A 25386-nucleotide genomic window follows, 5' to 3' on the forward strand; every position below is an offset into this window, starting at 1 on the left:
GCTTAGATGTTGATACTAACTTCATATGGTACTAAGATGCGGTACTAAAGGGTTATTCTCAAAAAACACAAACACCCTAACATATTGAAGTCACTGATTTTTAAGGGACTTGAAGGCGACTCCCGCCAGCTCCACCAAACGTTTGGAACGGGACATCTCATTGAGTTATCGCCCTTTTTGTATTTATAATCATTAATTATGCTATTAGTACTAAAAGCAGGTACTAAACGCGCCACCTTTCACTCCCGGTAAAAGGTACCTTGCACTTTCGCTTTCAAGCTCCCTCTCGCTTTCAACACACCTTCAAAAGTCGTAAATAAATCAAACGCAACCTCCGCACATCCAGCTTGGATGATGATAATGCCTTGCGTCACCATTATTTATTTCTTAATCACCTGTGCTTTCACTCACAGTGTAAGTGCTTTTGATTGCCATAACTTTAGTTTCGAACCATCTCATTGCGCTTCAAAGTCAGTATTTCTAATCAACTTTGTGTGGCATATTTGATCTACTTACGTGTAACCATCATCTCACCTTACCCGCACGGATAATCGCTAGTCGACAGAAGAGCTTAGCGAAAAGTCCAACAAAGGCTGGTATCCACCTTCTTGCAATACCTCTTTAAGCTAAAGGCTTTAATAATCCTACTTTATCCTCTACAAGGTATATAGCTTGCAATATCTCCTATAAGGTATAAAGTTACATATATCCCTTTGTTGGGATAGCATGACCAATATCCTCTCATGGGGATGAAACCTCATAGTAAGGAGTGACAACTTGTGATTTATAGCCCACAACAATTAGCTAATACTTTACTGCTAATACGCCAAAAGAATAGATGGACTCAGTCTGAGCTGGCAAAAAAAGTAGGGATAAAACAAGCAACCATTTCGAACTTTGAAAATAGACCAGAAAAGGCCACTATTTCAACAATGTTCAAGCTCATACAAGCATTAGATCTCACCCTTAAAATAGAACCCAAAGATGTAAAAAATAGTCAAAGCACTGTTGATGAGGAAGATTGGTAATGCAACTACTTAATGCCTATATGAATGGTGAGTTGGTCGGTACTCTAACAAAGCAAAACAATGGCTCTCATGAATTTAAATATAATGAGTCTTGGCTAAGTAGCGACAAATCTCGCCCATTGTCTTTATCCCTTAAACTACAAATACCTACGATAACTTCTGATGCCGTTATCAACTACTTTGACAACCTGCTACCAGACAATATTGCTATACGTAATAGGATTGTTGCACGCTATCAAACGGCTTCAAATCAACCTTTTGATCTTCTAAAAGAAATTGGCAAAGACAGCGTTGGTGCCATTGCTCTGCTCCCTCCAAGTCAACCCTATATCGAGAACAAACTGTCATACGAACTTCTTGATGAATCTCGGCTTGAAAAAATCTTAGCAGCCCATCATTCCGATATTCCATTAGGTATGATTAAGGAAGAAGATGATTTCCGAATATCGGTTGCTGGCGCTCAAGAAAAAACAGCATTACTAAGGTTGAATGGAGATTGGTGTTTGCCTAAAGGGAATACACCTACAAGCCATATCATTAAGCTACCTATTGGTGAGATTAAGCAGCCCACCTCTATTCTAGATCTGACTGAAAGTGTCGAGAATGAGTTCATATGTATTGAGTTAGCTAGAGAGTTGGGGTTTGATGTTCCGACAGTCGAGATCATCACAACCCATAATTATAAAGCCATTGCTGTTGAGCGTTTTGATAGACGTTGGATTAAGGATCGTACACACCTACTGCGCCTTCCTCAGGAAGATATCTGTCAAGCCAAAGGAATCCCTTCATCGATAAAATACGAAAGTGATGGAGGCCCCGGAATCGCCGATATCATGAAGCTACTTGAAGGCTCATCAAATGCACTGGAAGACAGATATAACTTCATGAAGTTTCAAGTTTTCCAATGGGCTATAGGCGCTATTGATGGGCATGCAAAGAACTATTCAATATTTATTGAAAAGCAAGGTAGTTACCGCTTAACACCATTTTATGACATTTTGTCTGCTTACCCTATCACCGAAAAAAAAGGACTAAACATCAGAAAGTTAAAGTTAGCAATGGGGTTAAAAGCAAGCCGTGGTAAGAAATACCAGATAAGCAAGATCTACTCCCGCCACTTTCTTGATACAGCCCATTCAGTTGGCTTTAATTCTGATAGCATGCAAAGCATATTGGATGACATGCAAACTGAATTACCCAAAGCAATTGAGCGCCTCGCCGCACGCTTACCTGAAGGTTTCCCAAAACACATAACCGAAGCTATCTTTGATAACTCTATTGCCATGCTTAACAAATTGAATTTGGGCAAGAACTAGACCAACCCCCTTAGAGAAGATAGAACTTGATGTGCTTTATAGAGCACTCAACAAAAAGCCACACATCCCAATACTGAAATGTGTGGCTGTTTAGAGCTGTTCTGATACGAACTTAGATAAGTTTAGGTGTTACTCCATATCACCCAGCAAGTAATCTTCATCGCTGCTGACTACTGCGCCGTGCTTCAAGAAGTTCTTACCTAGGATCATGCTGTATTCAAAACGAGAGCGGTCTTGAAGGTTTACCCTCACCTCTTTCTCTAGGTCTCCAAGCTTAACCTTCATTTCTACCACAGGGCGAATGTTCACCTTCTCACCTTTCTTGGCTTTAATGCGCATTACATCAATCACTGGCTTGGTGAAATCTTGCTTATCGCCTTGGTTGTTTTGATAGGTAAAGCTCACCATGTCTTGACCATCTTTCTTAAATCGTTTGATGTTGACTGCGTTCATTGAGCTTACATCCGCACCAGTGTCGAGCTTGGCCGGGAACTTCATGCCGTTCACTTCAACGACTTCGATGTGCCCAACTTTAAACAGTGGCTCAGCTTTCAGAAGGTAATCAGAACGTGTATTAACGTAAACGCCTTCTTTTGCCATCTTCTTACCTAAAATAAAGTACGCTTCTTTCTCATTTGTATTGAGCACGTCGATGGCAAACTCTTGCGTACGCACTTTTCCAGACACCGCAAACTCACCACTTACAACCGGACGAGTATCATCCCCGACTTTAAGCTTCTTAATAATTGGCTTGGTCACCTTCTGCTTCTCACCATTTACATCCGTAAGATAAAATTCAACGGAAGCATCTTTGCCTTTACCTGTCATTTCAAAACTGTCGACCTTCAACAAAGGCGTATTGACAGTGAAAGAAGCCACCGCCTTAAGCGGGAAGTCATCTAGGGTGATGTCCTCTTCCGGCGAGATAATCATAGGCTCACCAGACTCAACCACATCACTAAAGTTCTCTGAACCTTCGGATAAAATATTCTCAGCACTGGTATCAATCATGAAGAGTTCGCTGGCTGTGTTGGTTCCAAATCTCAACTGCGATTCACTACTCGAGCGCTCACGTAGGTACACCAGAACGTCTTTAGTTGTGTTTTCATCGAGTTGAACAGGCACATACACCAAAGGTCTCTTCTTACCGCTCACGCTTAACATACGAACCAACGGCAACGTCATCTCTTTTTGCTTACCGTCGTTGTCGAACATATCAAACGTCACTTCTTTGTTCTTTTTGTCTATGTCGATGTCTTTTGCATGCAAAATGCTGTAGCGATTCTTTAAAGAGAAGGTTGCATTCATCGCCATTCCCGAGATAAATACCACCTCTTTACGGCCTACCACCGTTGCGTTCTCTTGCTCTTGCAAGTAGTCATAACCCGCAAACACCAGCGCGTTATCCGCAAGGAAGGTTTTGCCGATCAATACTGGTGCAGAGAAATGGCTTCTGTCAGTCAGGTTAACGTCTGTTTTTAGCTCTTGGTCTGCAATGGTAAGCGACATTTTCACGGTAGGACGAAGTAAAGGCGTGCTGCTAGTGCGGCTGCGTATCATGCTGACACGCTCTAAAGGCGCTTCGATTAATACCATGTCTCCCGTGCGTGGATTTTGAACCTTAAAAGACACCACAGCTTCATATTTCGCAAAGGTGCTGCCATCCCAATCATCGTAATCAACATCAGAATTGTTCAACAGGTCTTCGGTTAACGCCGCCATCAACTCTTTGTCTTTGAGGTTTTGGTAGTCGGGATTAGAGCTCTTCACATGAATGTCTTCAGCATGCATAGAAGTGGTTTCCGCACCGGTATCAATTTTACCAATGAAAGGAACGTCTTTTAGCCCTTTAACGCTTGATAGGTACACGTTCTCAGTGCGACCAAGTACCGACTTACCATCGAGTTCGTAAGTGGGATTTTGAGTGGTAGGTGAAGTGTCAGTAGCCAAAGTGTATTGTGAAAAAAGTAGAGTGCTTAAAAGAGTTAGAGCCAAAGGTATCTTTTTCATTAGTTGGTCCGTTGTGATCAGTTCACTAATAATACTGGCGTTTCCGCAAAGAGTTCCCCCACCAGCAATGGTTCTCACATAACGTTAACGCTATGAGTTTTTAAATGACAAACCGATGACTTTACGCTGCATTCGCTTATCGATTATTGACTAATGGACACCCAATAACCTTTTCAATACTCGGTGTTCTATTGAAGAAATGAATACAAAAAAGGCCAACGACGAGCGCTGACCTTAGCGATTCAAAACACACCTGAAGCGAGTTTAACTTGCTAAAACACAAACGGTTCTAGATAAACATAGCACTAAAAAGTCCCGACTGTTTTCTTTGCGCAGACAGCTCGAGCTTTTTCTGCGTCCTCACCTTTATTTTTGAGATAGCACTGTCGATAAGATTCGACGTAGCGCTCAAATAACACCTCGGCTTCAGGTTGTGGTTTAGAGAGCAGTTGGTTAACAAACTTTCTTGAGCCGACCTCAAAATGCTGAGTATCAATTGGAGAGTTCCAGTCCCCTCCCCAAATCATAAATCCGTGATGGGCAAACAGCTCCACCACATCTTCTGCCATGCCGCGGCGTTCTATTTCATCACGCGCCCGAAAGCGAGTACGGTTCACATAGCGAGTCGCAGATTGTGAAGGCTTTACCGTGATTCTGCCGTTGCTATCGAACTCTAAGAAAGGGTTTTGAACTGGGTTGATGTCTATCGCCACGCCATAAGCATGTTTCGACCAACCACCTCCGCCGGTAATAGGACGAGCATTAAACGCGCTGCTGTTGTTCGCGTCCATTGAGGCGTTATCGTCACCTCTGAATTCACGCATAAGGCGAGCAGAATGAAGAGGAAAATTACGCTGTTTGAGTTCTGAAAAGATTTGTTCAACCGCAGGTGCAACCACATCAAGCACGATCATATTGCCCTGTTGCGTTTCCCCTTTGAAATTGATGAAATCGAAGTCCACTTTGGATAATCGCTCACAACCAACAGGCGCACCACTGCTCAAGACATTGTTCTTTTTCATCATGTCGCATTGCCATTGAGATATAGGAGCAACTTGGGCATAACTAGCAGCACTGAGCACAGTGACCAGCCAGCCGACAATAAAACGTTTCATATCAAAGACTCAAAAAATAGTAAGAGTGAAAAGTAGCAGATGTTGGAAAATAGCATAAGTTGGAAAGTAACATATTAAGCCAAGTTGAGCGCACGCTTTGTTAGCGCGTTTTGTTCCAATAAACAATCTCTCGAACTCGTCCGTTCTGGTCGACATCCGCTTCTCCACCAACATCAAAAGGCTCTGGTAAGGTCGATAATTGCGGAGCGTAATAGGCAACTAACATAAGCACAAACGCATCATAGATGTCGTCTATCGCAACGTCTTTACGTTTAGTGTTTGAAATGGCCAACGACAAGCCTTCACACCATTGAGGGGCGAGTTGCTGAATAATAGAAAGCCGTTCTTCTTTGCCCTCTTGAGTTCGTTTGGAAAAGGTCAGCGGTTCGCCTTTCAAAGCTGCAAACACCACCTCAGGATGTGATTCCCTGATAGAAAGATTGGGATGAGTTTCAATGAGCTCATCAAGCTCACGGATCTTGGGCACAATTCCCCAAGTCTGTTTAGAAAACTTCTTATCAAGCTGCTCCACATTGGCACTGCACGCTGCAACGTAATCGGTTTGGTAAACCGCCTCTCGGCACGGCACTGGAAACACGGAGGAACCACGCTTGCTGGTTAGAAAACGTCTTGCCGCTTTATCGCATAATCTATCTGGAGTAAGCGAATCGCTAAAGCCAATCGGCATGTCGATTAACGTTGTTGCTCCCGTAAGATCATCAACCAACTCATCGAGCGTGTTTACCACTTTAAACGTAGGTGGCTCATTGCCAGAGACAACCCAAGCGATCCAACCTGCCTTGCAGCCATCAATTCCGATGTATTTCATTATGTTCTCGATGATTGGTTTGTTGAGGGTTATTTGGGATAACTAGCCCACTTAATGATCAGTACCACTCACTAATCAGCAGTCTGCTTTTTACACCACGTACCTGCAAGCTCATTGCATCGAACACCTCTTCAAAGTCTCGACACTGCGCTGGGATGTTAGGTAACGAAAGCGCGGCTTCTGAAAAGAATTGTTGTTCAAAATGAGCCGAATCGTTCCAAGCGAGTTGCCACCACTCTAGAATCCGCGACTTAGACGAGCGCAGCTTTTCAGCCGTAGGAACTTTGTCACTTTTACTTAAGTTTTCTTTGCTTGTAGTTGGAAAAAGATTCCACTTATCGTTGTTTGGCCAGAAAGCGAAAGGCAAACAATGATCAACGTGATACTCATTTTTCAATGTTTTTCGACTCCAGACGCTGACAATGTCGGCACGATCAGATCTAAGTTGCTCGACACGTTTACGCACATCGCGAGTATCGTGGTTTTGATCGATCCATACCAAGCAGTCGTGGTACGTCTGTAGTGAGATACTTCGCTGTCGGTTCAACTCGAAACGCTGCATCTCCATGACCCATTGATTCACCACCAGCGGTTCAATCCAAGAGTGGTAGATTCTAAAGCACTCCCACAGGCTTTCATCGAGAGTAAAATAACCAAAGCTTTCTAAGAACTCACTATCAATGACCAGTGATTCTCGGCTCTTCCGTCGTTTTTGTGGTGGGTATATATCGAATAGTCGGTTGTCTTTCGAGCCTTGATAAATAAAAGTCACAGGCCCTGATTTAATGGTACTGATCGTTTGTGAAATTAGCTTTTGTAGAGCCTTGGCTTCATCGCCGAGAAACATAGCGCCTATCGCTAGATCATCAGCACTTAGGTGTTTGAGTTTATTCCACCCATCCTCTTTTACAAACCCAAGTCCCTTCGTTGTGTTGCTATTTTGCTGAATCCCAGCGCCTTCTATGTCGATATCAATCAGTCGCTTAAACTGCCTAACCCAATACAGCGCGACCAAGCCCACTGGTAGATTTCCCATCAGTTCGTTCAATCACAGCGCCTGAATGCGCATCAGCAATTCTCAGTAGAGTTCTCAATAAAGCCAACTTGTATGTGGCCGACTTGTTGTCATTCACAATAATGTGGCGCACCTTGTTCAAGTCACCGGAGCCATCGTCTGGCAGTGTCATCACCACGGTTTGCCACCACACTTCACTGCGGTTCAATGTATCTTGGCTATCATCAACATGACGAACCAACAAGGCGCTGTTTTTTGATAAACGCTCAAGCTCTTCAACCGAGACTTCGTACCCTTGTCGACTGTCTTGAAACTCCCCATGACGCAGAGTGATCACCAGCTTGCCATTTGGAGCCAGCAAGTTAGACAACTTTCTAAATGCTCGTTCTCGATGAGACGGGGCTAAGTGCATCCAAACAGCACTGACCAATATCAAGTCAAAACGCATTCCGAGGTTTTCAGTGCGGCTAAGTGAGGGAAGTGAATCATCAATCCAGGTAACACTTGGGCCTGTATATTTCGAGCCTTGTTCGCGTAATGAAACACTTGGTTCTATCGCAATAACATCAGCTCCGGCTTTGTGCATCCATAGAGCATCACGACCGCATCCAGCACCAACATCTAGTACTTTATCGCCCACTAAAGGCCAATAAGCTTGCCAGCTTTTATGCACCGTCTCGAACGTCACTGAGTTGTACTGCTGGCAAAGTATGTGAGCATTTTTATCGTAAAAAGGAATCGATGAGGACATATGCGTTATTAGGGTAAGGAGCCTATCTCAATAGTAATGGGGAGCTTAGGCGATTGCTAGCAGCTCATGCAAGTTCAGCCACACCGAGCAGTATTTATCGTTAGTGACTGTTTTATATCAATATCCACCTAATGAGTTCATCAGGCGAGTCACATCACGAATCAGTTTCGTCAGCAAAATAAAAACAAACAAGGTGCAAGCTGACGTGCGAACAGAGATAATTGTTTGAAGATGATTAACTCGCCTCAAGCACCTAGCTGATAAAGACTAATGAACACATACTCACACATAGATACCCCATTCAACCTGCGCCACACCTGTTGGTTTTGTGGTGAACCTTCCAATGATGTTGTTGAATTTCCTAAGACAGCGCAGCCTGTTGCCAAGATAGGCCATTCACCGATAGCACTGCCGGCTTGTAATGAGTGTGCGAGAATTAACTATTCAAAGAATCTGACCTCAATTTGGTCTGTGCGCGATCAGATAAAACACACGCTCATAGACAAGTACGCTAAGCACCTTGGCATCGGTGAGAACTGGACGGAGCAAGAGCTTATTGATTCTGATTTCTCGGGCTCGACACTTGGCGGGTTTGGGCGCAGCGCTTGGAAGATGTATCAAATCGCCAAGCAACGCGTCGATTATAAAGGTTGGCCTTTGTCGGTTGATGACATCCCACTTGAGGTATACGACGAAACCAGTGGCTTTGAGTTTGACGGTACTCGTTATACCTCAATCAATTCATGTATCGACTATTTCACCAAAGCAGCAGGCGTAGACAAAGAGCTGTTGTCGCAGCTTGTCGACATCGTTTCATCAGACCGATTTAGCTACGCACTGCGAATCTCCAAGCTAAACAAGAATGTCTCGAATACCAAACGCTCAGAGATCATCGAAGAGGTGTTACAGCAAGAGTCTGAACAAGAAGAGATATTGCTTGAGCAAGTTAATTCAATGTTTAACCCAAACGTCGAAGAGGTGAATATTTCAGGCTCAATAGCGCCTGTATTTGCCATTCAGTGGGCGCTGGCTAACAAGGTTAAAGATTTAGCCCACCTTTGTGCTCTCGAAGATGAGTATTTTGACTATTTCGAGCACCTCGGCGGACCTGCAGCTTTCATGTCTTATAACGGCCTACAACTCTACTTAGAATCTCGTCAAGATCCTGAATGGGTAGAAAAATCGGATCCAAATAAACAGTATTGGTGAACATACCTACCTACTGGTGAACACGTGTAAGCTCGATGATCGTGTCAAACACCCATTGTTAGTCATTGTTTTATATAAAGATCTAAAAACAGCCCCCTATCACAGTTAATTGTTGCAATTCGGTTAAATAGAGTGAAAACTTCAAGCATCTAAAACTATTTAATCACTGCAATCTTGCGGTGAGTAAGGAGTGAATTGTGCTGGCTGTTCTTCGTATTATTTTGGCTACGGTGTTTATTATTTTCACCACTCTATGTGCTTTTGTTTACTGCTTGTTTAGCCCCAAGAACCCCAAGCATGTGTACGTTTTCTGTCGTTGGTTCAACCAACTCCAAAAGATCATCGGTGTAAAACTGGTGCAGCGCGGCCTAGATAATGCGCCTACACCAGAAAACAGCGTCTACATCTCTAACCACCAAAGCATATTAGACTTTGTAACTGACCCAGGAATGCTAAGACCGCGCACCGTTTCATTGGGCAAGCGCGATTTGTTGTACGTGCCTTTCTTTGGCCTGCTGTATTGGATCACCGGTAACATCATGATTAACCGCGAAGACAAGTCCAAAGCACGCGATACCATCAAGCAAGTGGCGGAAGCGATTCATCAGAGAGATCTGTCTGTTTGGGTTTACCCAGAAGGAACCCGAAGTAAAGGGCGTGGACTACTGCCATTCAAAACGGGCGCTTTCCGAATGGCGATTGAAGCTGGCGTGCCTATCACCCCGATGTGTACCAGCACCACACACAATAAGATCGACTTTAATCGTGTCAATAATGGCATTGTGATCACCGAGATGCTGGAACCTATCGATGTGTCTGAATACAAGCTTAGTGATGTAAGGGAGCTGGCCAATCGCTGTCACGCACTCATGGCAGAGAAAATTGCAGAGCTTGATGCCGAAGTGGCTCGTTTAGAGGCGCAGCAAAAACCAGAGTTGGATTCAGATCGTTCTTCTACGAACTAACTCGCAACGAAACCACTGAGTCATCGCTCAGTTACTTAAAAAGACACTCAACGATCGCAACTCTCATTGTTCTTGTTTTACTTGCTGGCGCTTATCCGCAAAATAAAAACCGGCGTTATCGGCTTTATAGAGCAATGGGAGTAAACGATGGAAGTGATTCACCATGGTGGCAAACATACTGTCACAGGATCTTGTCACGAGCTAAGAGATTCAGGCCAAGCGGTGCTCATCGATTGTGGCCTGTTTCAAGGTTTAGATCTTCAAGGTAAAAAGCTTCAAGGTGCGGACACCCACCCTCTTGATATTGAATTTGAAACATCCCACCTCAACGCTCTGCTGCTGACTCATACTCACATTGATCATATTGGCCGATTACCTTGGTTACTCGCCAGTGGGTTTAACCAACCGATTTATTGCACGCAAGCCACCGCTGAACTCGCCCCTTTAATGATTGAGGATGGCTTAAAGCTGCAAGGACTCAGTAATAAACAGTCGAAGCTGATACTCAAAAAGATTCATTCGTTAATTGCTCCCAATCCTTACGGGGAATGGTTTCCAATCAAGTCTAAACAGCAAAAAAACGGAAAGGATCCTCATAGGCCAAATACTTTGCATGCCCGCTTTCAACCCGCTGGGCACATCTTAGGTTCTGCCTATATCGAGATTAAATTACCCACCAAGAGGTGGTAGTCTTCTCTGGCGATTTGGGCCCAAGTAACACACCACTACTGCCCGATCCTAAGCCACCACAACAAGCCGACTATCTGTTTATCGAATCCACTTATGGCACCAGTACACATGATGATATTGCGACACGAGCAGAGCTCCTCAAAAGCATCATAGATCGTTCGCTACTTGATGGGGGTGTTATCCTAATTTCGGCCTTCAGTATCGGTCGAACACAAGAGTTGCTATTTGATATCGAACACCTGATCTTTGAGCATCAGCTCAGCGCCGATATTCCTATCATCCTCGATTCTCCTATGGCAGAGAAAGTGACACGTTCCTATCGACGCTTTAAAGAACTCAGGGGACAAGAAGCAAAGCAACGGCTAGAACTGAAACGTCACCCGCTTGCATTTGAGCAGTGCATTACTGTTGATGGGCATAGAATGCACAAGAAAATCGTTAATCGCCTTAAGTCGACAGGTGAACCCGCGATTGTGGTCGCAGCTTCTGGAATGTGTCAGGGCGGCAGGATCATGAACTACTTATCCGCCTTGCTTCCCGATAAACGAACTGATGTAATTTTAGCTGGCTATCAAGCGCACGGAACGCTCTGACGAGAGCTGCAACAAGGCGAAATGCAGGTTTCTATTGATAACAAAGACGTTGAGGTTAATGCTCAAATTCATGGCATGTCTGGCTATTCTGCTCATGCTGATAAAGAGGAGCTCTACCGATTTATAGAGGGTATCGCGACTCCACCGAAAGAGGTGCATTTGATTCACGGCGAGCCAAATACTCAGTCGGAGTTCGCTCAAGAATTACAAGAGCGAGGGTTCGTAGTTGTTTGAAACAGTCATCAAACTAACAACTTTCACTAAGTAATTCTTAAAGCCGCAATTATCGAATCTTCAAAAAACACAGTTTCTTATATCTGCTAGTTCACACGATGCAGGTGATAGATTCCAATCTACTTATCCCACAACTCCTATATCAGCCGTTTATGCTAGCGGCTTTAACCGCTGCTCTTTATTAATTTCGTATTTTATTCGCATCTCAAATCCCCCTTTTTGTATTAATCACTATTTATTCACTTTGCAAAACACCAGAAAACAAAACCAGTTGCATATCAGGTTAAATAGGACGATCATCAAATTAGCACTAAGCATTAACAAACCCTCTCTATAACTTGCTTTATATCACAGTAATCCTAATGCGCAGTTAAATAATTTAACACTTGGGTTACAAGTGAAGTATTGTGTTGTTCGAAAAACAATCATAAGCAAAACTAACAGGGAAAATACTCATGCAGTCATTCGTTGATTTTTTGAATGGAATAATCTGGAGCCCAGTACTTATCTACCTATGTTTAGGTGCAGGTTTGTTCTACTCCATCATGACTCGATTTGTTCAAATCCGTCACTTCTTTGAAATGTGGCGCTTGCTACTATCAGGTAAAAGCTCATCAAAAGGCATCTCGTCTTTCCAAGCTCTAGCCGTTTCGCTATCTGGCCGTGTAGGTACAGGTAACATTGCTGGTGTTGCTGCCGCTATCGGTTTCGGTGGCCCAGGTGCAGTATTCTGGATGTGGGTTGTAGCCTTCTTTGGCGCCGCAACTGCTTACGCAGAATCTACGCTAGCGCAAATCTACAAAGAAGAAGACGAAGGCCAGTTCCGTGGTGGTCCGGCTTACTACATTGAAAAAGCAATGGGTCAGAAGTGGTACGCATGGATCTTCGCTATCGCGACTATTTTTGCATGTGGCATTTTGCTTCCAGGTGTTCAGTCAAACAGTATTGGTAATGCTGTAGAAGCTGCATTTGGCTCAGGTGATATGATTGAAACAGCTGTCGGTACATTCAGTTTCGCTAAAATTTTCACCGGTACTGTTGTTGCTATCATCCTTGCTTTCATCATCTTTGGTGGTGTTAAACGTATTGCGAACTTCACACAAATCGTTGTTCCTTTCATGGCATTGGCGTACATCATCATCGCGTTCGTTATCATTCTGTTAAACATCAGCCAAGTGCCAACTGTTTTCGCAATGATCATCGGCGATGCATTCACACCTATGGCAGGCTTCGGCGCTGCAATTGGTTGGGGTGTTAAGCGTGGTGTTTACTCAAACGAAGCGGGCCAAGGTACCGGTCCTCACGCGGCAGCGGCTGCAAGTGTTGATCACCCAGCTCAACAAGGTTTGGTACAAGCGTTCTCTATCTACATCGATACACTTCTAGTATGTTCTGCTACAGCGTTCATGATCATCATCACTGGTGCTTACAACGTTCACGGCGGCGCTGAAGGCGTGTTCCTTGTTCAGAACCTAGCAGCAAACATCGGTGCGAATGGTCCTGTATTTACACAGCTTGCTATTGAAAGCGCATTACCAGGCATTGGTAAGCCATTCATCGCATTTGCTCTGTTCTTCTTCGCATTTACAACGATTCTTGCTTACTACTACATCGCAGAAACGAATATTGCTTACCTACGTCGTACCATCAAGATCCCTGGCATGATGTTCGTACTTAAGCTTGTTCTTATCACTGCAGTTTTCTATGGCACAGTTAAAACAGCGAACCTTGCATGGGCAATGGGTGATGTTGGTGTTGGCTTGATGGCATGGTTAAACATCGTTGGTATTCTGATCATATTCTTCATGTCTAAGCCTGCGCTTAAAGCTCTAGCTGACTACGAAGAACAGCAGAAACAAGGCGTAACTGAGTACACATTCAACCCTGTAAAACTAGGCATTAAAGGTGCTACTTACTGGGAAGAAAAGTACAAGCGTAAAACAGGCAAGTCTCCTGAAGCAGAAGCTGCAGACACTAAACCTGTAGAGCAACCTTCAGCTTAAGCTTGTGCCTTAACAAATGGATTGCTTTAGCAAGTAGCTCGCTTTAACTCGCGCTATTAATAACGCATAAAAAAGGGGTTAGCCATTTCGGCTAACCCCTTTTGTTTTATTCATAACCAATAAACGGCTTATAACAAACTAACTGTTCCCGAGTTAGAGTATTAAGCAGCGATTTCTTGTGTTGCCAGTTGAGGTGCTTTCTTCTCACCGATAGGCAGAACTGTGCGGCCGTATTCGTTGTTGATTACTTGTGCCATTGCAAAGTAGATAGCTGAAGCGCCACAGAAGATACCTTCAAAACCAGCGATAGTGCCGATGAGTTCGCTACCAGTGAAATCACGAGCTGCAAGTAGGAAGAACAAGATAGTTAGTGAACCGAATACTACTTGCTTCGCTACTGGGTAGCATAGAGAACCGATGAACATGAAGCCAGTGAAGATGCCCCATAGAAGTAGGTACCAACCCATGAATGCAGCAGGGCTTGCTGGTAGCCCCATGTAAGGCATTACAATCAAACCAACCAAAGACAACCAGAACAGGCCGTAAGAAGTAAATGCAGTTGTACCGAACGTGTCACCACGTTTGAAACACATTGTGCCCACGATAACTTGGCTCAAACCACCGTAAAAAATACCCATAGCAAGAATCATTGAATCGATTGGAAAGAAACCTGCGTTGTGGATATTAAGAAGAATAGTGGTCATACCGAAACCCATTAAGCCTAGTGGCGCTGGGTTAGCTAGTTTGGTCGACATTGCGAATTTACCTTATTAAAGTGGTTGATTAAAAAAAAACGATAAGAATTATCAGAAAATTTTAATCTATAAATCGTACAACTAGGTAATCCAGTTATCGAAAACTAAGATTTTGTAAATGATCTTATGGAAAATTAGTTTCATAACAATACCAATCAATTCACAGAAACTATAAGTAAGCAGGTTCCCTATCACGTTATAAAAAAGATGCGAGTAAGCGCCCCCTTAATAGCAAACGCAGGCAACATAGGGCGAGCTTTTCGTTACTCGTTCACTCGCATCCCGCATCTACTCACTCAGTCGTCATTCCAGAATCGAGGAACGAGATATCAGGAATCTCGCCCTTAGACATATGCGAGTAAACGAGATACGGGATACGAAGAGCATGTTTAGATTGAAGTTAGTGAGATGAGAGATATGAACTGAAGAACAATAAGGAGCGAGCTTTTCGCTACTCGTTTACTCGTTTACTCGCATCCCGTATCTATTCTCTCATTTGTAATCTTAAATTACGCTTGTTGTGGTTTAGATTCAGGCACTTGAGATTGAACTTCTGAAGAAGCGTTTTTACTCGCGTCGCGCTTGGCTAACAACGTCACGATAATCAACTGAACAACAAGAGCGCCCAACACAACCAATGCACTTCCAGTAAAGCCTGCGACTACAAAACTAACCAAAGCGATAGAGCCGTTCATTAATGCGTAAGGGAGCTGCGTCTTAAAGTGTTCAAACTGATCACACCCTGCCCCGGTTGAAGAAAGAATTGTGGTTTCAGAGATCGGTGAGCAGTGATCACCAAACAAGCCACCAGACAACACAGCGCCAATTGCGACGAGTAGCGGTGCATCTATCGCAATCGCGGTTGGAATAACCAATGGCATCATTATCGCGAAGGTTCCCCACGATGAGCCCGTAGCGAATGAAATAATGGCAGACAGCAAGAACGCGACCGCAGGTACTAACCAGTATGGAAAACCACTCTGTGCTTGCTCAGCAATATAAGCAGCTGCACCCAACTCTTTGCCAACGGTGCTTAATGCCCAAGCCAATACTAAGATGATCGCGACTGGCATCATGTTTCCCATACCTTTTAAGTACACAGAAACACCATCAGACAACTTTCTTACACCGTAGTAAGCCATTAGCGAAATTAAGGTAATCGCCGCAAAGAAATAAGCCGATGATAATGCCGCTCTAAATGATGAACCTGCGACCTTTTGGAACGGGAAGCCTTGTGGAACCAACATGGCGCACAACACCACCAGCATCACTAACAGCGGTGCCCAGACAAAAGATGCCTTTGCATTTTTATGCGAGAACGGATTTAGTGATTCGTTATTCACGCCAGAGTTAATTCCCGCTTGGCAATCACGCTCGGCTTTTGCCATTGGTCCAAAGTCTAAACCTTTAACGGACACTAACGGAACGATGAAAATCGCGAGGAATGCGTAGAACTGAAAAGGAATTGCACCAATGAACGCATCCCAGTCAGACATGTTGACATTCAACGCCGTAAACTCTTTTTGGATCAGGCTCATGATGTAAACTCCCCACCCAATGAAAGGGATAAGAATAGCGACAGGCGACGAGGTTGAATCAATGATGAATGCTAGCTTCTGTCTTGAGAGTTTCAGTTTATCGAAAAGAGGACGAAAAACAGGGCCAACAATTAACGGAGTACCTAAATCTGAGAAAAATATAACCATTCCACCCAACCATGCTGACAATTGAGCTTGGCATTTATTGCTTACCCATTGGGTAACACGCTTAGCAAATGCAACGCCACCACCGGACTTTTCCATCAATGCGACAAAGCCACCAATGAATACCAACAGCATGATCACACCAGCGTTATAACTGTCGGTAAGTTGAGGGACTAAGTAACCTTTCACCATGGTACCAAACGTATCAAGCGGGTTAAGTTCGCTAAACATACCAGTGAGCATTGCCACACCACTCAGCACGCCTGCAAATAGGCCTATCACTACATTCCTTGTCGCCAACGACAACACCAAAGTAATCACAATGGGGATGAGTGACGTGATATCTGTCTGTTCTATAGGTACACCTTAACCCTAAAATAAAAGAATAAATATAAATTAAATTTGAATATAAATTCACATCAAGCATTTGTACAGAACTTTATCCTCTAACTGGATAATTAGTCTTTAAATGCGCTTCAACATAGCCAAATAGACCAATCGCCCTGCTTAAATAGCCAAGTTCGAAACGGAAAAAAGCCGAAAGTAGAAATTTCGGCTTTTGATTATTTATATCACTATGGTCGTACTACTGAGCTCGTAACTTAGGCCACCTCTTCAGTATTCAGACTATCAATTACAACTGATTTCATCCCAGAACCAATTCGATTGAACAGGGCTTTCCCATACGCCCGGGCCGTTTTTAGCCACGAAGCACTTGCCGTTATGCGTCACTTTGTCACCGTTACTCACTTGGCTAACACCCGCTTGCCACGTAGTAAATACCGATGGGTCAACAACGACAGGTGGCTCGGTTACTGGTGGTTCAACTGGGGTTGGGTCTACCGGAGCAGGATCAACCGGTGCAGGGTCAACTGGCGATGGATCTGTCACTACGGGTGGGGTTGGCTCACCTGCTACTAATTTCCAAGGGCCGCCATTGGCAGGGTCATCCCCTTGTGTCCACCATTTCGCTTCGTAGGTTGCACCGTTGTGAGTAACTTGGTCACCAGCGTTGTAAACCTTAGTCGCACTCCAACCGTTACCACCCGGATCTGTCCCAGGGTCTACCGGATCAAGCTTATCGACCACTTTTACTTCAGGCCAGCTCGCATGAGACCCATAAAAGTTGGTCACACACTTCTCGTAATCTCCAGCAACCAAGGCTGAGTATGCAGTTTGGAAACCAACAAGCTCACATTCAAATGAGTATCCTTCAGGACGGTCTGCGTAGTATTTCCAGTTGCCATCCCAGTTGGTGTACAACACATCCGTTGCTCCGTTGAGATTCAAACTTCCATAAGGCGTTTGTTGCCAACATGTATTAGCTTCATCCGCCTCTACAGGAATTTCATAATGCGCTGCTAACCCTTCCCAATAACGAATACGGTTAACTGGCTGGCCTTTGTCTTTATTTTGCTCACCACACTCGATACCGCCATTAATCACGTTGATCGTGGTACCAAATCCATAGCCAATTCCTGCATCCAATTCGCGCTGAGAGGGTGTCCATGTACGGTCAATCACATGCAGCATGGCTGGTTTAGGCGCTTGTGGTGTTAAGAAGAACCAGATAGCAGAAGCTAAGTTCAACCAAGAGTCCGCTACTAAGCCCGGATTGTTGAGAAGCACCGTCGCATCGCCATCGAACATCACTTCCGAGAACGCGCCGTAATTAAAATGGTAAGAAAGCTGTTTAGCACCACGTCCGAAGTAACCCTGCCCCGCGGCACATGGCCAACGGGCATTCAGCCAATCGTTCTGGCCACAACCTGTGGTGTAACCTTCTTGGCCTTCAGACCAGCCCATTTCACGAACATGCACCAACGCTTGCTGCCATTCTTCGAGAGCTAATGGATTGTCAGAAGTATTGTCTATCGCGATATGACCGCCCGTCTCTTGTGAGAAATGAGCAAAGGCCGTGATGATGGATTTCTTACAGATGGCGTCTGAGTCACGGCCATCTGTGTACTCTCCACAGAACGCTGGGAATTTACCGATCGCACGTAAGAAGCGAGTGTAGGTGTATTCTGGCGCTGCCATCTGAGTGAGGAAATCCCATTCAGATTGAGGGAACACGCGCTCTACACGCTTTACGTTTTCAGGATTCGAAGGTGAACCGGGGTCAATCGCTTCAACGATGGTGTTCGGGCGAGTTTGAAGGGCCTGTGACCAGATCGCATACATAGGATCGGATGTTTTCGCTTGTTCAGCAGCTTGTAGGGCCGACTTTTCAACAAGGTAACCATTCGGATTTTGCGGATCAGGTTGAATGTTCAAAGACGCATGACTTTGCGCTGCTAATGTGCAGCCCAGTACTGTCGCCAAATATTTGATTTTTAACATGATGGATTCTCTTATCTGTCCTTAATAAGTCCATCAAAGAGTATGCTTCACATGTTAAATGGCCTAGCTGTAGCTGTGTGAATTTATAAAAAGTGCGAGTGATCTTTTTGATATATGGCTCAACACAACAAAGCGTCTCATGGTTTCTTGAGCTGATATCTAGTTTCCAACTCATTTGGTTTCTAGGTATTGTTCATTTGATTTCGAGGTATTGCTCATAAGCCTTTAATGCAATGAATCAATATAATGAATCGACAAAGAAAAAAGCCCCGAACTGAGTTCGAGGCTTAAGATCTTAATCAAAGCTGGTTAAATCTCTACGAGATTATTCCCACTCGATAGTTGCTGGTGGCTTACCAGAAATATCGTAAACAACACGTGAAATGCCGTTAACTTCGTTGATAATACGGTTAGAAACCTTACCTAGGAAGTCGTATGGTAGGTGTGCCCAGTGAGCAGTCATGAAGTCGATAGTTTCTACTGCACGTAGAGATACAACCCAATCGTACTTACGGCCATCGCCCATTACGCCAACTGAACGTACTGGTAGGAATACCGTGAATGCTTGAGATACTTTGTGGTAAAGGTCAGCAGCGTGAAGCTCTTCAATGAAGATAGCATCTGCGCGACGCAGTAGATCACAGTACTCTTTCTTCACTTCGCCAAGTACACGAACACCTAGACCTGGACCCGGGAACGGGTGGCGGTAAAGCATGTTGTATGGAAGACCAAGCTCTAGACCGATCTTACGTACTTCATCTTTGAATAACTCACGTAGAGGCTCAACAAGGCCCATTTCCATATCATCAGGAAGACCACCAACGTTGTGGTGAGATTTGATTACGTGTGCTTTACCTGTCTTAGATGCTGCAGACTCGATTACATCTGGGTAGATAGTACCCTGAGCAAGCCATTTAGCATTCTTCAGTTTCTTAGACTCTTCATCGAAGATATCTACGAATACGTGACCGATGATCTTGCGCTTAGCTTCTGGTTCAGCTTCGCCTTCAAGAGCATCAAGGAAACGTTGCTCAGCATCTACTTTGATGATGTTTAGGCCAAACTTGTTACCGAACATCTCCATAACCTGCTCACCTTCGTTTAAACGAAGAAGGCCGTTATCTACAAATACACATGTTAGTTTGTCGCCGATAGCGCGGTGAGCAAGCATCGCAACTACAGATGAATCAACACCACCAGAAAGACCAAGGATAACTTCATCGTCACCTACTTGCTCTTTAATACGTGCAACTGCATCTTCAATGATTGAAGCTGAAGTCCACAGACCTTCACAACCACATGCATTAAGAACGAAGTTCTCAAGCATTTTTAGGCCGTTCTTAGTGTGTGTTACCTCTGGGTGGAATTGTACGCCGTAGTACTTCTTCTCTTCGTTTGCCATTGCAGCGTATGGGCAAGTGTCTGTTTCAGCGATCTTTGTGAAATCAGCTGGGATCTCAACCACTTTGTCACCGTGGCTCATCCAAACATCTTGAGTAGACTCAAGGTCTGCGAAAAGTGCAGATTCGCCAGTCACTTGTACCGCTGCGTAGCCGAACTCACGCTCAGTAGACGTTGCTACTTTACCGCCAAGTTGTTCAGCCATAGTTTGCATGCCGTAGCAGATACCGAAGACAGGAACACCTGAATCAAATACGTACTGAGGTGCACGTGGAGAGTTCTTCTCCGTTACACTTTCAGGGCCACCAGATAGGATGATGCCGTCTGGATTGAATTCACGAATATCCGCTTCTTCTACGTCCCAGCTCCAAAGTTCACAGTAAACACCGATCTCACGAATACGACGAGCTACTAGCTGTGTGTATTGAGAACCGAAGTCCAGAATTAGAATACGTTGGTCATGAATATTTTTAGTCATTTTAAGCAGTCTTATTGGCTATGTGATAAAACGGAGGCGAGTTTACTCACCTCTGATTAACTCTTCAAGAAATAAAGCAAACGTTTTCGTTGGTTATCTGTAAGGCGATGTTTTGCAAAATTCATACGTTCAACAAAACAGGCTTTAGATATAATACCAATCACAGTAAGTAAGTGTTCAGGAATAGCGCAGGAAAAAAGCTTGAAAACAAGGCAGGATTTTCTGATAAGTAGTTATTCTACAATCAAAAATTCTAACGAAGTTATCGAGGTTTTTAACAAGCTAGGATGACCAGTTATTTACTACGATTGGTATATTAATGTGCCGACTAAATCAGCACATTATTCAAACGTTTGGACGTATTATTAACCTAAACGGTAGTTAGGTGCTTCTTTCGTGATTTGAACATCGTGTACGTGAGATTCTTTCATGCCCGCACCAGAGATACGAACAAACTCAGCTTTAGTACGCATGTCTTCAACAGTTGCAGAACCCGTTAGGCCCATGCTTGAGCGTAGACCGCCCATCTGTTGGTGAACGATCTCTTTTAGACGACCTTTGTATGCGATACGACCTTCAATACCTTCTGGAACAAGCTTGTCTGCAGCGTTGTCAGATTGGAAGTAGCGGTCAGAAGAACCTTGAGACATAGCGCCAAGAGAACCCATACCACGGTAAGACTTGTAAGAACGACCGTTGTAAAGAATAACTTCACCCGGTGCTTCTTCAGTACCAGCGAACATTGAACCAACCATCACACAAGATGCGCCAGCAACGATAGCTTTACAGATATCGCCAGAGAAGCGGATACCGCCATCTGCGATTACTGGAATACCGTATTCGTTAGCTACTTCAGCTGCGTCTGCGATTGCTGTTACTTGAGGAACACCAACACCAGTAACGATACGAGTCGTACAGATTGAACCCGGGCCGATGCCTACTTTAACCGCACTAACACCTGCTTCGATAAGAGCACGAGCGCCAGCGCCAGTTGCTACGTTACCACCGATGATTTGTAGATCAGGGTATGCAGCGCGAGTTTCGCGGATACGGTTAAGTACGCCTTCAGAGTGACCGTGTGAAGAGTCAATAAGTAGAACGTCTACGCCAGCTTCAACTAGAGCAGCAACGCGCTCTTCGTTACCAGCGCCAGCACCAACAGCTGCACCTACACGTAGGCTGCCGCGCTCATCTTTACAAGCGTTTGGTTTACGTTCTGCTTTGTGGAAATCTTTTGCAGTGATCATTCCAGTAAGTTGGAAGTCATCATTTACAACAAGAACTTTTTCAACACGCGCTTCGTGCATTTTCTCTTGAACTTCTTCACGAGTTGCACCTTCTTTAACAGAAGCAAGGCGAGCTTTAGGCGTCATTACTACATCAACTTTCTTAGAAAGGTCAGTAACAAAGCGAACGTCACGGCCAGTAATAATACCAACAAGTTCGTTTGTTTCAGTAACAACAGGGAAACCGGCAAAGCCGTGTTTTTGGGTAAGGGCTACAACATCAGCGATTGTCGCGTCAGGGCTTACAGTTACTGGGTGAGAAACCACACCAGCTTCGTAAATTTTAACCTGGCGAACCATTTCAGCTTGCTGTTCAATAGACATGTTCTTGTGAATGAAGCCTATTCCGCCTTCTTGTGCCAGTGCAATCGCTAGGCGAGCTTCTGTCACAGTATCCATAGATGCAGATATCATTGGGATGTTTAGGGAAATATTCTTCGTCAGCTGAGTGCGAAGATCAGCTGTATTAGGGAGAACGGTGGAGTGTGCTGGCACTAGCAGTACGTCGTCGAATGTCAGCGCTTCTTTGGCAATTCTTAGCATTTGCAATATCTCACAATAATAGGAGTAAAAAGAAACAATCCAATCTCATCGTTTCGCCTAATGAGGGCAGCCAATTAAGGAAAATCAAACTGCATTTGGATTAGATATTGCGGACGGATTATACGGCCAACGAAATCGCTTGGCTACACATTTTTGTATTTTTAATTTGCATTTACCCCCTTGCTATGTATTATATTGCCGCTATCTTCCATACTCACGCCCTGTGAGATTCCAAGAAAGACCTTCCTTCAAGGAAAGATAGTGCTTCTATGACTAATCCAAACATCTTTACTGTTTCTCGCCTCAACTCAGAGGTTCGTCTCCTATTAGAAAACGAAATGGGAATAGTCTGGCTCGTTGGTGAAATCTCAAACTTCTCTGCACCTGTATCTGGTCACTGGTACCTCACGCTTAAAGACTCTCGCGCTCAAGTTAAGTGTGCCATGTTTCGTGGCAATAACCGCCGTGTGACTTTCAAGCCTCAGAACGGTAATCAAGTTTTAGTCAAAGCACGTTTGTCTCTTTATGAGCCACGCGGTGACTATCAACTGATCATCGAAAGCATGCAGCCAGAAGGTGACGGTAAGCTTCAGCAAGAGTTTGAAAAGCTGAAGATGAACCTTGCAGCTGAAGGCCTGTTTGCTCAATCGAGTAAGCAACCGCTTCCTGAACACCCAAAGCGTGTTGGCGTTATCACCTCGAAAACAGGCGCAGCACTGTTTGATATTCTTGATGTACTGAAAAGACGCGATCCTTCATTACCTGTTGTGGTTTACCCGACCATGGTTCAAGGCGAAGAGGCGGCAATTCAGATTGCTCAAGCGATTGGACGAGCTAACGAACGCAATGAGTGTGATGTGTTGATCGTGGGTCGTGGCGGCGGTTCGTTAGAAGACTTATGGTGCTTCAATAACGAGATCGTAGCTCGCACAATCGCTGCAAGCCAAATCCCGATTATCAGCGCCGTTGGCCATGAAGTTGATGTCACTATCGCCGATTTCGTCGCAGATATGCGAGCTCCAACGCCGTCAGCAGCTGCAGAATTGGTTAGCCGTGACAACAGTCATAAAGAGCAAGCTTATGCCTCTAAACGTGCTCGTTTAGTGAGTGCGATTCGTCATGTGTTAATCAAACAAGCGCAATCAACTCAGACGTTGAAATACCGCTTAGAGAAACAACACCCGAGCTACCAACTGCAAAAGCAGAGTCAGCAGCTTGATGACCTAGACATGCGTTTGCGTCGTGGTATGACTCAATACCTAAAGCAACATGCGCAGCGTGTTGAACGCAAACAGCACCAGCTTCAGCTGAACTCGCCAGTGAAACGCCTTGGTGAACAAAAACTGCATCTACAACGTTCAGAGCAAAAACTATTGGATGCGATGGATAAGACATTACTGACCACTCGCCACCAGCTAGCCATGGCTGCCGAGAAGTTAGAAACAGTGAGCCCGCTGGCAACGCTAAAGCGTGGTTACAGCATTACCCATTCCGCATCGAGCAAAACGGTGTCATCGATTAACGATGTTGAGGTGGGCGAAGTGATCACCACTCAAGTAGAAGATGGTGTGATTGAATCGCAAGTGACAACAAGAGTCGCTAAGAGCGAGCTTTAGGTTCGACTAAAACGTTAAAAATCATTTAAAACCAGAAAGCCCTATCGATAATCGACAGGGCTTTTTTGTGTCTATTGGCTTCAAAAGCAAACGAACGGATTCAAACCTTACTCCCTACTCACGACTCAGTCGTAGAAGGCTCCTTCATGGTCAGCATCCCTTCCGTCACAATAAAGTTAATGATGAAATCTAAACCTTGGCTCTCTTTGAGGTTGGTGAACACGTATGGCTTGGTTGGTCGCATGCGTTGTGTGTCTTGCTCCATCACCTCAAGTGACGCACCCACATACGGTGCTAAATCGATCTTGTTGATAACCAGCAGATCAGAACGCGTAATACCCGGCCCGCCTTTACGTGGGATCTTCTCCCCTTCCGCTACATCAATCACGTAGATGGTCAGGTCGGCTAACTCAGGGCTGAACGTCGCACTCAAGTTATCACCACCGCTTTCGACGAATACCACATCGAGGTTTTTGTGCAGCTTAGCCAGCTCTTCTACCGCAGCTAAGTTCATCGATGCATCTTCACGGATCGCCGTGTGCGGACAGCCACCCGTTTCAACACCAATGATACGATCCGGTTCTAGCGCTTCTGCTCGCGTGAGTATCTTGGCATCTTCTTGGGTGTAGATGTCGTTGGTTACCACAGCAATGTTGAGCTTGTCGCGAATAGCTTTACATAGCACCTCTAACAGCGCTGTTTTACCAGACCCTACTGGGCCGCCAATACCAATTCGAAGGGGTTGCTTATAACTTTCCATTGTCTACTTCCTTATATTCTTTTCACTACATCGTTCGAGCTGACCGCTACGAACGAAATAGTCTCGTGTATTGTGTTTCGTGCAGTGAGCTTGCTAATGCCATTGATGGCGAAAAGCTGCCTACCATCCAATCTTCTATCACGCGGGCCTTTTCGATCACCTCAGGAAAGGTGTTGGTGATATTGATCAATGCCAACTGCCCGTCGGTTTGCCCTAAAGGCACCAGTTTCACGCCTGCGGTAACGATATTTTCAAGCCAACTCCATAAATAACCCTGCTTGAGACTTTCTAAATCAATGCCCCAATGCTGGGCTGCCATACACATGCCCAACAATTGGTTTGGGTGACTATCAACAGAGTCCACCAGCGAAATATCGATATCTAAGCGCTTCAACAAAGTATTTAATGCCTGCCCACGTTGCTTCTCTTCGGCTCGTAATTCACTGGTTTCACGGCTTGAGTACAGGTAATTACACCAGTGCTCAATCTCATCGAGTTCACCCTTTTCTAGAGCGTGATAAAGACGCTCTAAGATGGGCAATTCCAAGGTCGCGACACTGGAGTTGACGATGGTATTGAGCCACTGTTCCATGCTGTTGCGATCGGTCACCCAACCCGCTTCAACCGCCAACTCTAAGCCTTGCGAATATGTGAACCCACCAATTGGCAATGACGGACTGATCAATTGAAACAGACGATAGATGGCGACATTTTCTGTTGTGGTCATAATCGTGCCCTCAACT

16 protein-coding genes and 2 pseudogenes are annotated in these 25386 nt (G+C 44.7%); 7 read left to right on the forward strand and 11 right to left on the reverse strand.

Annotated elements, in window-relative coordinates; translation table 11 throughout:
- Positions 1-779: 779 nt before the first annotated feature.
- Together hipB and OCV19_RS12965 are read left to right on the forward strand one after the other, a co-directional pair.
- Positions 780-1028: a type II toxin-antitoxin system antitoxin HipB gene (gene hipB, locus OCV19_RS12960; RefSeq protein WP_050651471.1), complete on the forward strand. Its 249-nt coding sequence runs from the start codon at positions 780-782 to the stop codon at positions 1026-1028.
- Entirely contained in the window at positions 1028-2344 is a 1317-nt protein-coding gene (locus OCV19_RS12965; protein WP_065677869.1) for a type II toxin-antitoxin system HipA family toxin, read from the forward strand. The genes hipB and OCV19_RS12965 overlap by 1 nt, the downstream gene beginning before the upstream one ends.
- Positions 2345-2473: 129 nt before the next feature.
- On the opposite strand, the gene OCV19_RS12970 is transcribed toward OCV19_RS12965, so the two are convergent.
- The 4 genes and pseudogenes from OCV19_RS12970 to OCV19_RS12985 form a co-directional block, all read right to left on the reverse strand.
- Positions 2474-4354, reverse strand: a complete 1881-nt coding sequence (locus OCV19_RS12970) for an ATP-dependent zinc protease family protein (RefSeq protein WP_065677870.1) — start codon at positions 4352-4354, stop codon at positions 2474-2476.
- A 305-nt stretch (positions 4355-4659) separates the two neighbouring features.
- On the reverse strand, positions 4660-5469 hold the full coding sequence (locus OCV19_RS12975; protein ID WP_065677871.1) for a M15 family metallopeptidase: 810 nt from the start codon (positions 5467-5469) through the stop codon (positions 4660-4662).
- Between the two features lie 100 nt (positions 5470-5569).
- Positions 5570-6298 carry a DUF429 domain-containing protein gene (locus tag OCV19_RS12980; RefSeq protein WP_065677872.1) on the reverse strand — a complete coding sequence of 243 codons (729 nt, stop codon included), beginning with the start codon at positions 6296-6298 and terminating at the stop codon, positions 5570-5572.
- A 58-nt stretch (positions 6299-6356) separates the two neighbouring features.
- Positions 6357-8064, reverse strand: a pseudogene (locus OCV19_RS12985) (class I SAM-dependent methyltransferase).
- A 270-nt stretch (positions 8065-8334) separates the two neighbouring features.
- Here OCV19_RS12985 and OCV19_RS12990 point away from each other — a divergent pair.
- The 4 genes and pseudogenes from OCV19_RS12990 (at position 8335) to OCV19_RS13005 (ending at position 13758) form a co-directional block, all read left to right on the forward strand.
- A complete protein-coding gene (locus OCV19_RS12990; protein ID WP_065677873.1) occupies positions 8335-9273 on the forward strand; it encodes a hypothetical protein in 939 nt (312 codons plus the stop codon).
- 197 nt (positions 9274-9470) lie between these two features.
- Positions 9471-10238, forward strand: a complete 768-nt coding sequence (locus tag OCV19_RS12995; protein WP_065677874.1) for a 1-acylglycerol-3-phosphate O-acyltransferase — start codon at positions 9471-9473, stop codon at positions 10236-10238.
- 147 nt (positions 10239-10385) lie between these two features.
- A pseudogene (locus OCV19_RS13000) lies at positions 10386-11755 on the forward strand (MBL fold metallo-hydrolase).
- A 455-nt stretch (positions 11756-12210) separates the two neighbouring features.
- Positions 12211-13758 (forward strand): alanine/glycine:cation symporter family protein, encoded by a 1548-nt coding sequence (locus tag OCV19_RS13005; RefSeq protein WP_017059732.1) that lies wholly within the window; start codon positions 12211-12213, stop codon positions 13756-13758.
- Between the two features lie 161 nt (positions 13759-13919).
- Here OCV19_RS13005 and OCV19_RS13010 read toward each other — a convergent pair whose 3' ends face one another.
- From OCV19_RS13010 to guaB, 5 genes are all read right to left on the reverse strand, one after another.
- Positions 13920-14513 (reverse strand): acetate uptake transporter, encoded by a 594-nt coding sequence (locus OCV19_RS13010; protein ID WP_017056721.1) that lies wholly within the window; start codon positions 14511-14513, stop codon positions 13920-13922.
- Between the two features lie 509 nt (positions 14514-15022).
- Complete coding sequence (locus tag OCV19_RS13015) at positions 15023-16573, reverse strand: Na+/H+ antiporter NhaC family protein (protein WP_065677875.1); 1551 nt, start codon at positions 16571-16573, stop codon at positions 15023-15025.
- Between the two features lie 273 nt (positions 16574-16846).
- Positions 16847-18559: a chitinase gene (locus tag OCV19_RS13020; RefSeq protein ID WP_065677876.1), complete on the reverse strand. Its 1713-nt coding sequence runs from the start codon at positions 18557-18559 to the stop codon at positions 16847-16849.
- A gap of 325 nt (positions 18560-18884) precedes the next feature.
- Complete coding sequence (gene guaA / locus OCV19_RS13025) at positions 18885-20438, reverse strand: glutamine-hydrolyzing GMP synthase (RefSeq protein ID WP_065677877.1); 1554 nt, start codon at positions 20436-20438, stop codon at positions 18885-18887.
- Positions 20439-20803: 365 nt separating this feature from the next.
- Positions 20804-22267, reverse strand: coding sequence for an IMP dehydrogenase (gene guaB / locus OCV19_RS13030; protein ID WP_017062496.1), 1464 nt, complete (start codon positions 22265-22267; stop codon positions 20804-20806).
- A 269-nt stretch (positions 22268-22536) separates the two neighbouring features.
- On the opposite strand from guaB, the gene xseA reads away from it, so the two are divergent.
- Positions 22537-23883 (forward strand): exodeoxyribonuclease VII large subunit, encoded by a 1347-nt coding sequence (xseA, locus tag OCV19_RS13035; protein WP_017066420.1) that lies wholly within the window; start codon positions 22537-22539, stop codon positions 23881-23883.
- A gap of 118 nt (positions 23884-24001) precedes the next feature.
- Here the strand turns inward: xseA and ureG are convergent, their stop codons facing one another.
- Both ureG and OCV19_RS13045 read right to left on the reverse strand, forming a co-directional pair.
- Positions 24002-24643: an urease accessory protein UreG gene (gene ureG / locus OCV19_RS13040; RefSeq protein ID WP_004735125.1), complete on the reverse strand. Its 642-nt coding sequence runs from the start codon at positions 24641-24643 to the stop codon at positions 24002-24004.
- A 46-nt stretch (positions 24644-24689) separates the two neighbouring features.
- A complete protein-coding gene (locus tag OCV19_RS13045; protein WP_065677878.1) occupies positions 24690-25370 on the reverse strand; it encodes an urease accessory protein UreF in 681 nt (226 codons plus the stop codon).
- Between the last annotated feature and the right edge of the window lie 16 nt (positions 25371-25386).

The organism is Vibrio celticus, from assembly GCF_024347335.1.
Classification (GTDB): domain Bacteria; phylum Pseudomonadota; class Gammaproteobacteria; order Enterobacterales; family Vibrionaceae; genus Vibrio; species Vibrio celticus.

What these genes read in the sequence shown, in the direction of transcription:
- OCV19_RS12965 (WP_065677869.1), top strand. Translation starts at nt 1,028, where the DNA reads ATGCAACTACTTAATGCCTATATGAATGGTGAGTTGGTCGGTACTCTA.
- OCV19_RS12970 (WP_065677870.1), bottom strand. Translation starts at nt 4,354, where the DNA reads ATGAAAAAGATACCTTTGGCTCTAACTCTTTTAAGCACTCTACTTTTT.
- OCV19_RS12975 (WP_065677871.1), bottom strand. Translation starts at nt 5,469, where the DNA reads ATGAAACGTTTTATTGTCGGCTGGCTGGTCACTGTGCTCAGTGCTGCT.
- OCV19_RS12980 (WP_065677872.1), bottom strand. Translation starts at nt 6,298, where the DNA reads ATGAAATACATCGGAATTGATGGCTGCAAGGCAGGTTGGATCGCTTGG.
- OCV19_RS12990 (WP_065677873.1), top strand. Translation starts at nt 8,335, where the DNA reads ATGAACACATACTCACACATAGATACCCCATTCAACCTGCGCCACACC.
- OCV19_RS13005 (WP_017059732.1), top strand. Translation starts at nt 12,211, where the DNA reads ATGCAGTCATTCGTTGATTTTTTGAATGGAATAATCTGGAGCCCAGTA.
- OCV19_RS13010 (WP_017056721.1), bottom strand. Translation starts at nt 14,513, where the DNA reads ATGTCGACCAAACTAGCTAACCCAGCGCCACTAGGCTTAATGGGTTTC.
- OCV19_RS13020 (WP_065677876.1), bottom strand. Translation starts at nt 18,559, where the DNA reads ATGTTAAAAATCAAATATTTGGCGACAGTACTGGGCTGCACATTAGCA.
- guaA (WP_065677877.1), bottom strand. Translation starts at nt 20,438, where the DNA reads ATGACTAAAAATATTCATGACCAACGTATTCTAATTCTGGACTTCGGT.
- guaB (WP_017062496.1), bottom strand. Translation starts at nt 22,267, where the DNA reads ATGCTAAGAATTGCCAAAGAAGCGCTGACATTCGACGACGTACTGCTA.
- xseA (WP_017066420.1), top strand. Translation starts at nt 22,537, where the DNA reads ATGACTAATCCAAACATCTTTACTGTTTCTCGCCTCAACTCAGAGGTT.
- ureG (WP_004735125.1), bottom strand. Translation starts at nt 24,643, where the DNA reads ATGGAAAGTTATAAGCAACCCCTTCGAATTGGTATTGGCGGCCCAGTA.
- OCV19_RS13045 (WP_065677878.1), bottom strand. Translation starts at nt 25,370, where the DNA reads ATGACCACAACAGAAAATGTCGCCATCTATCGTCTGTTTCAATTGATC.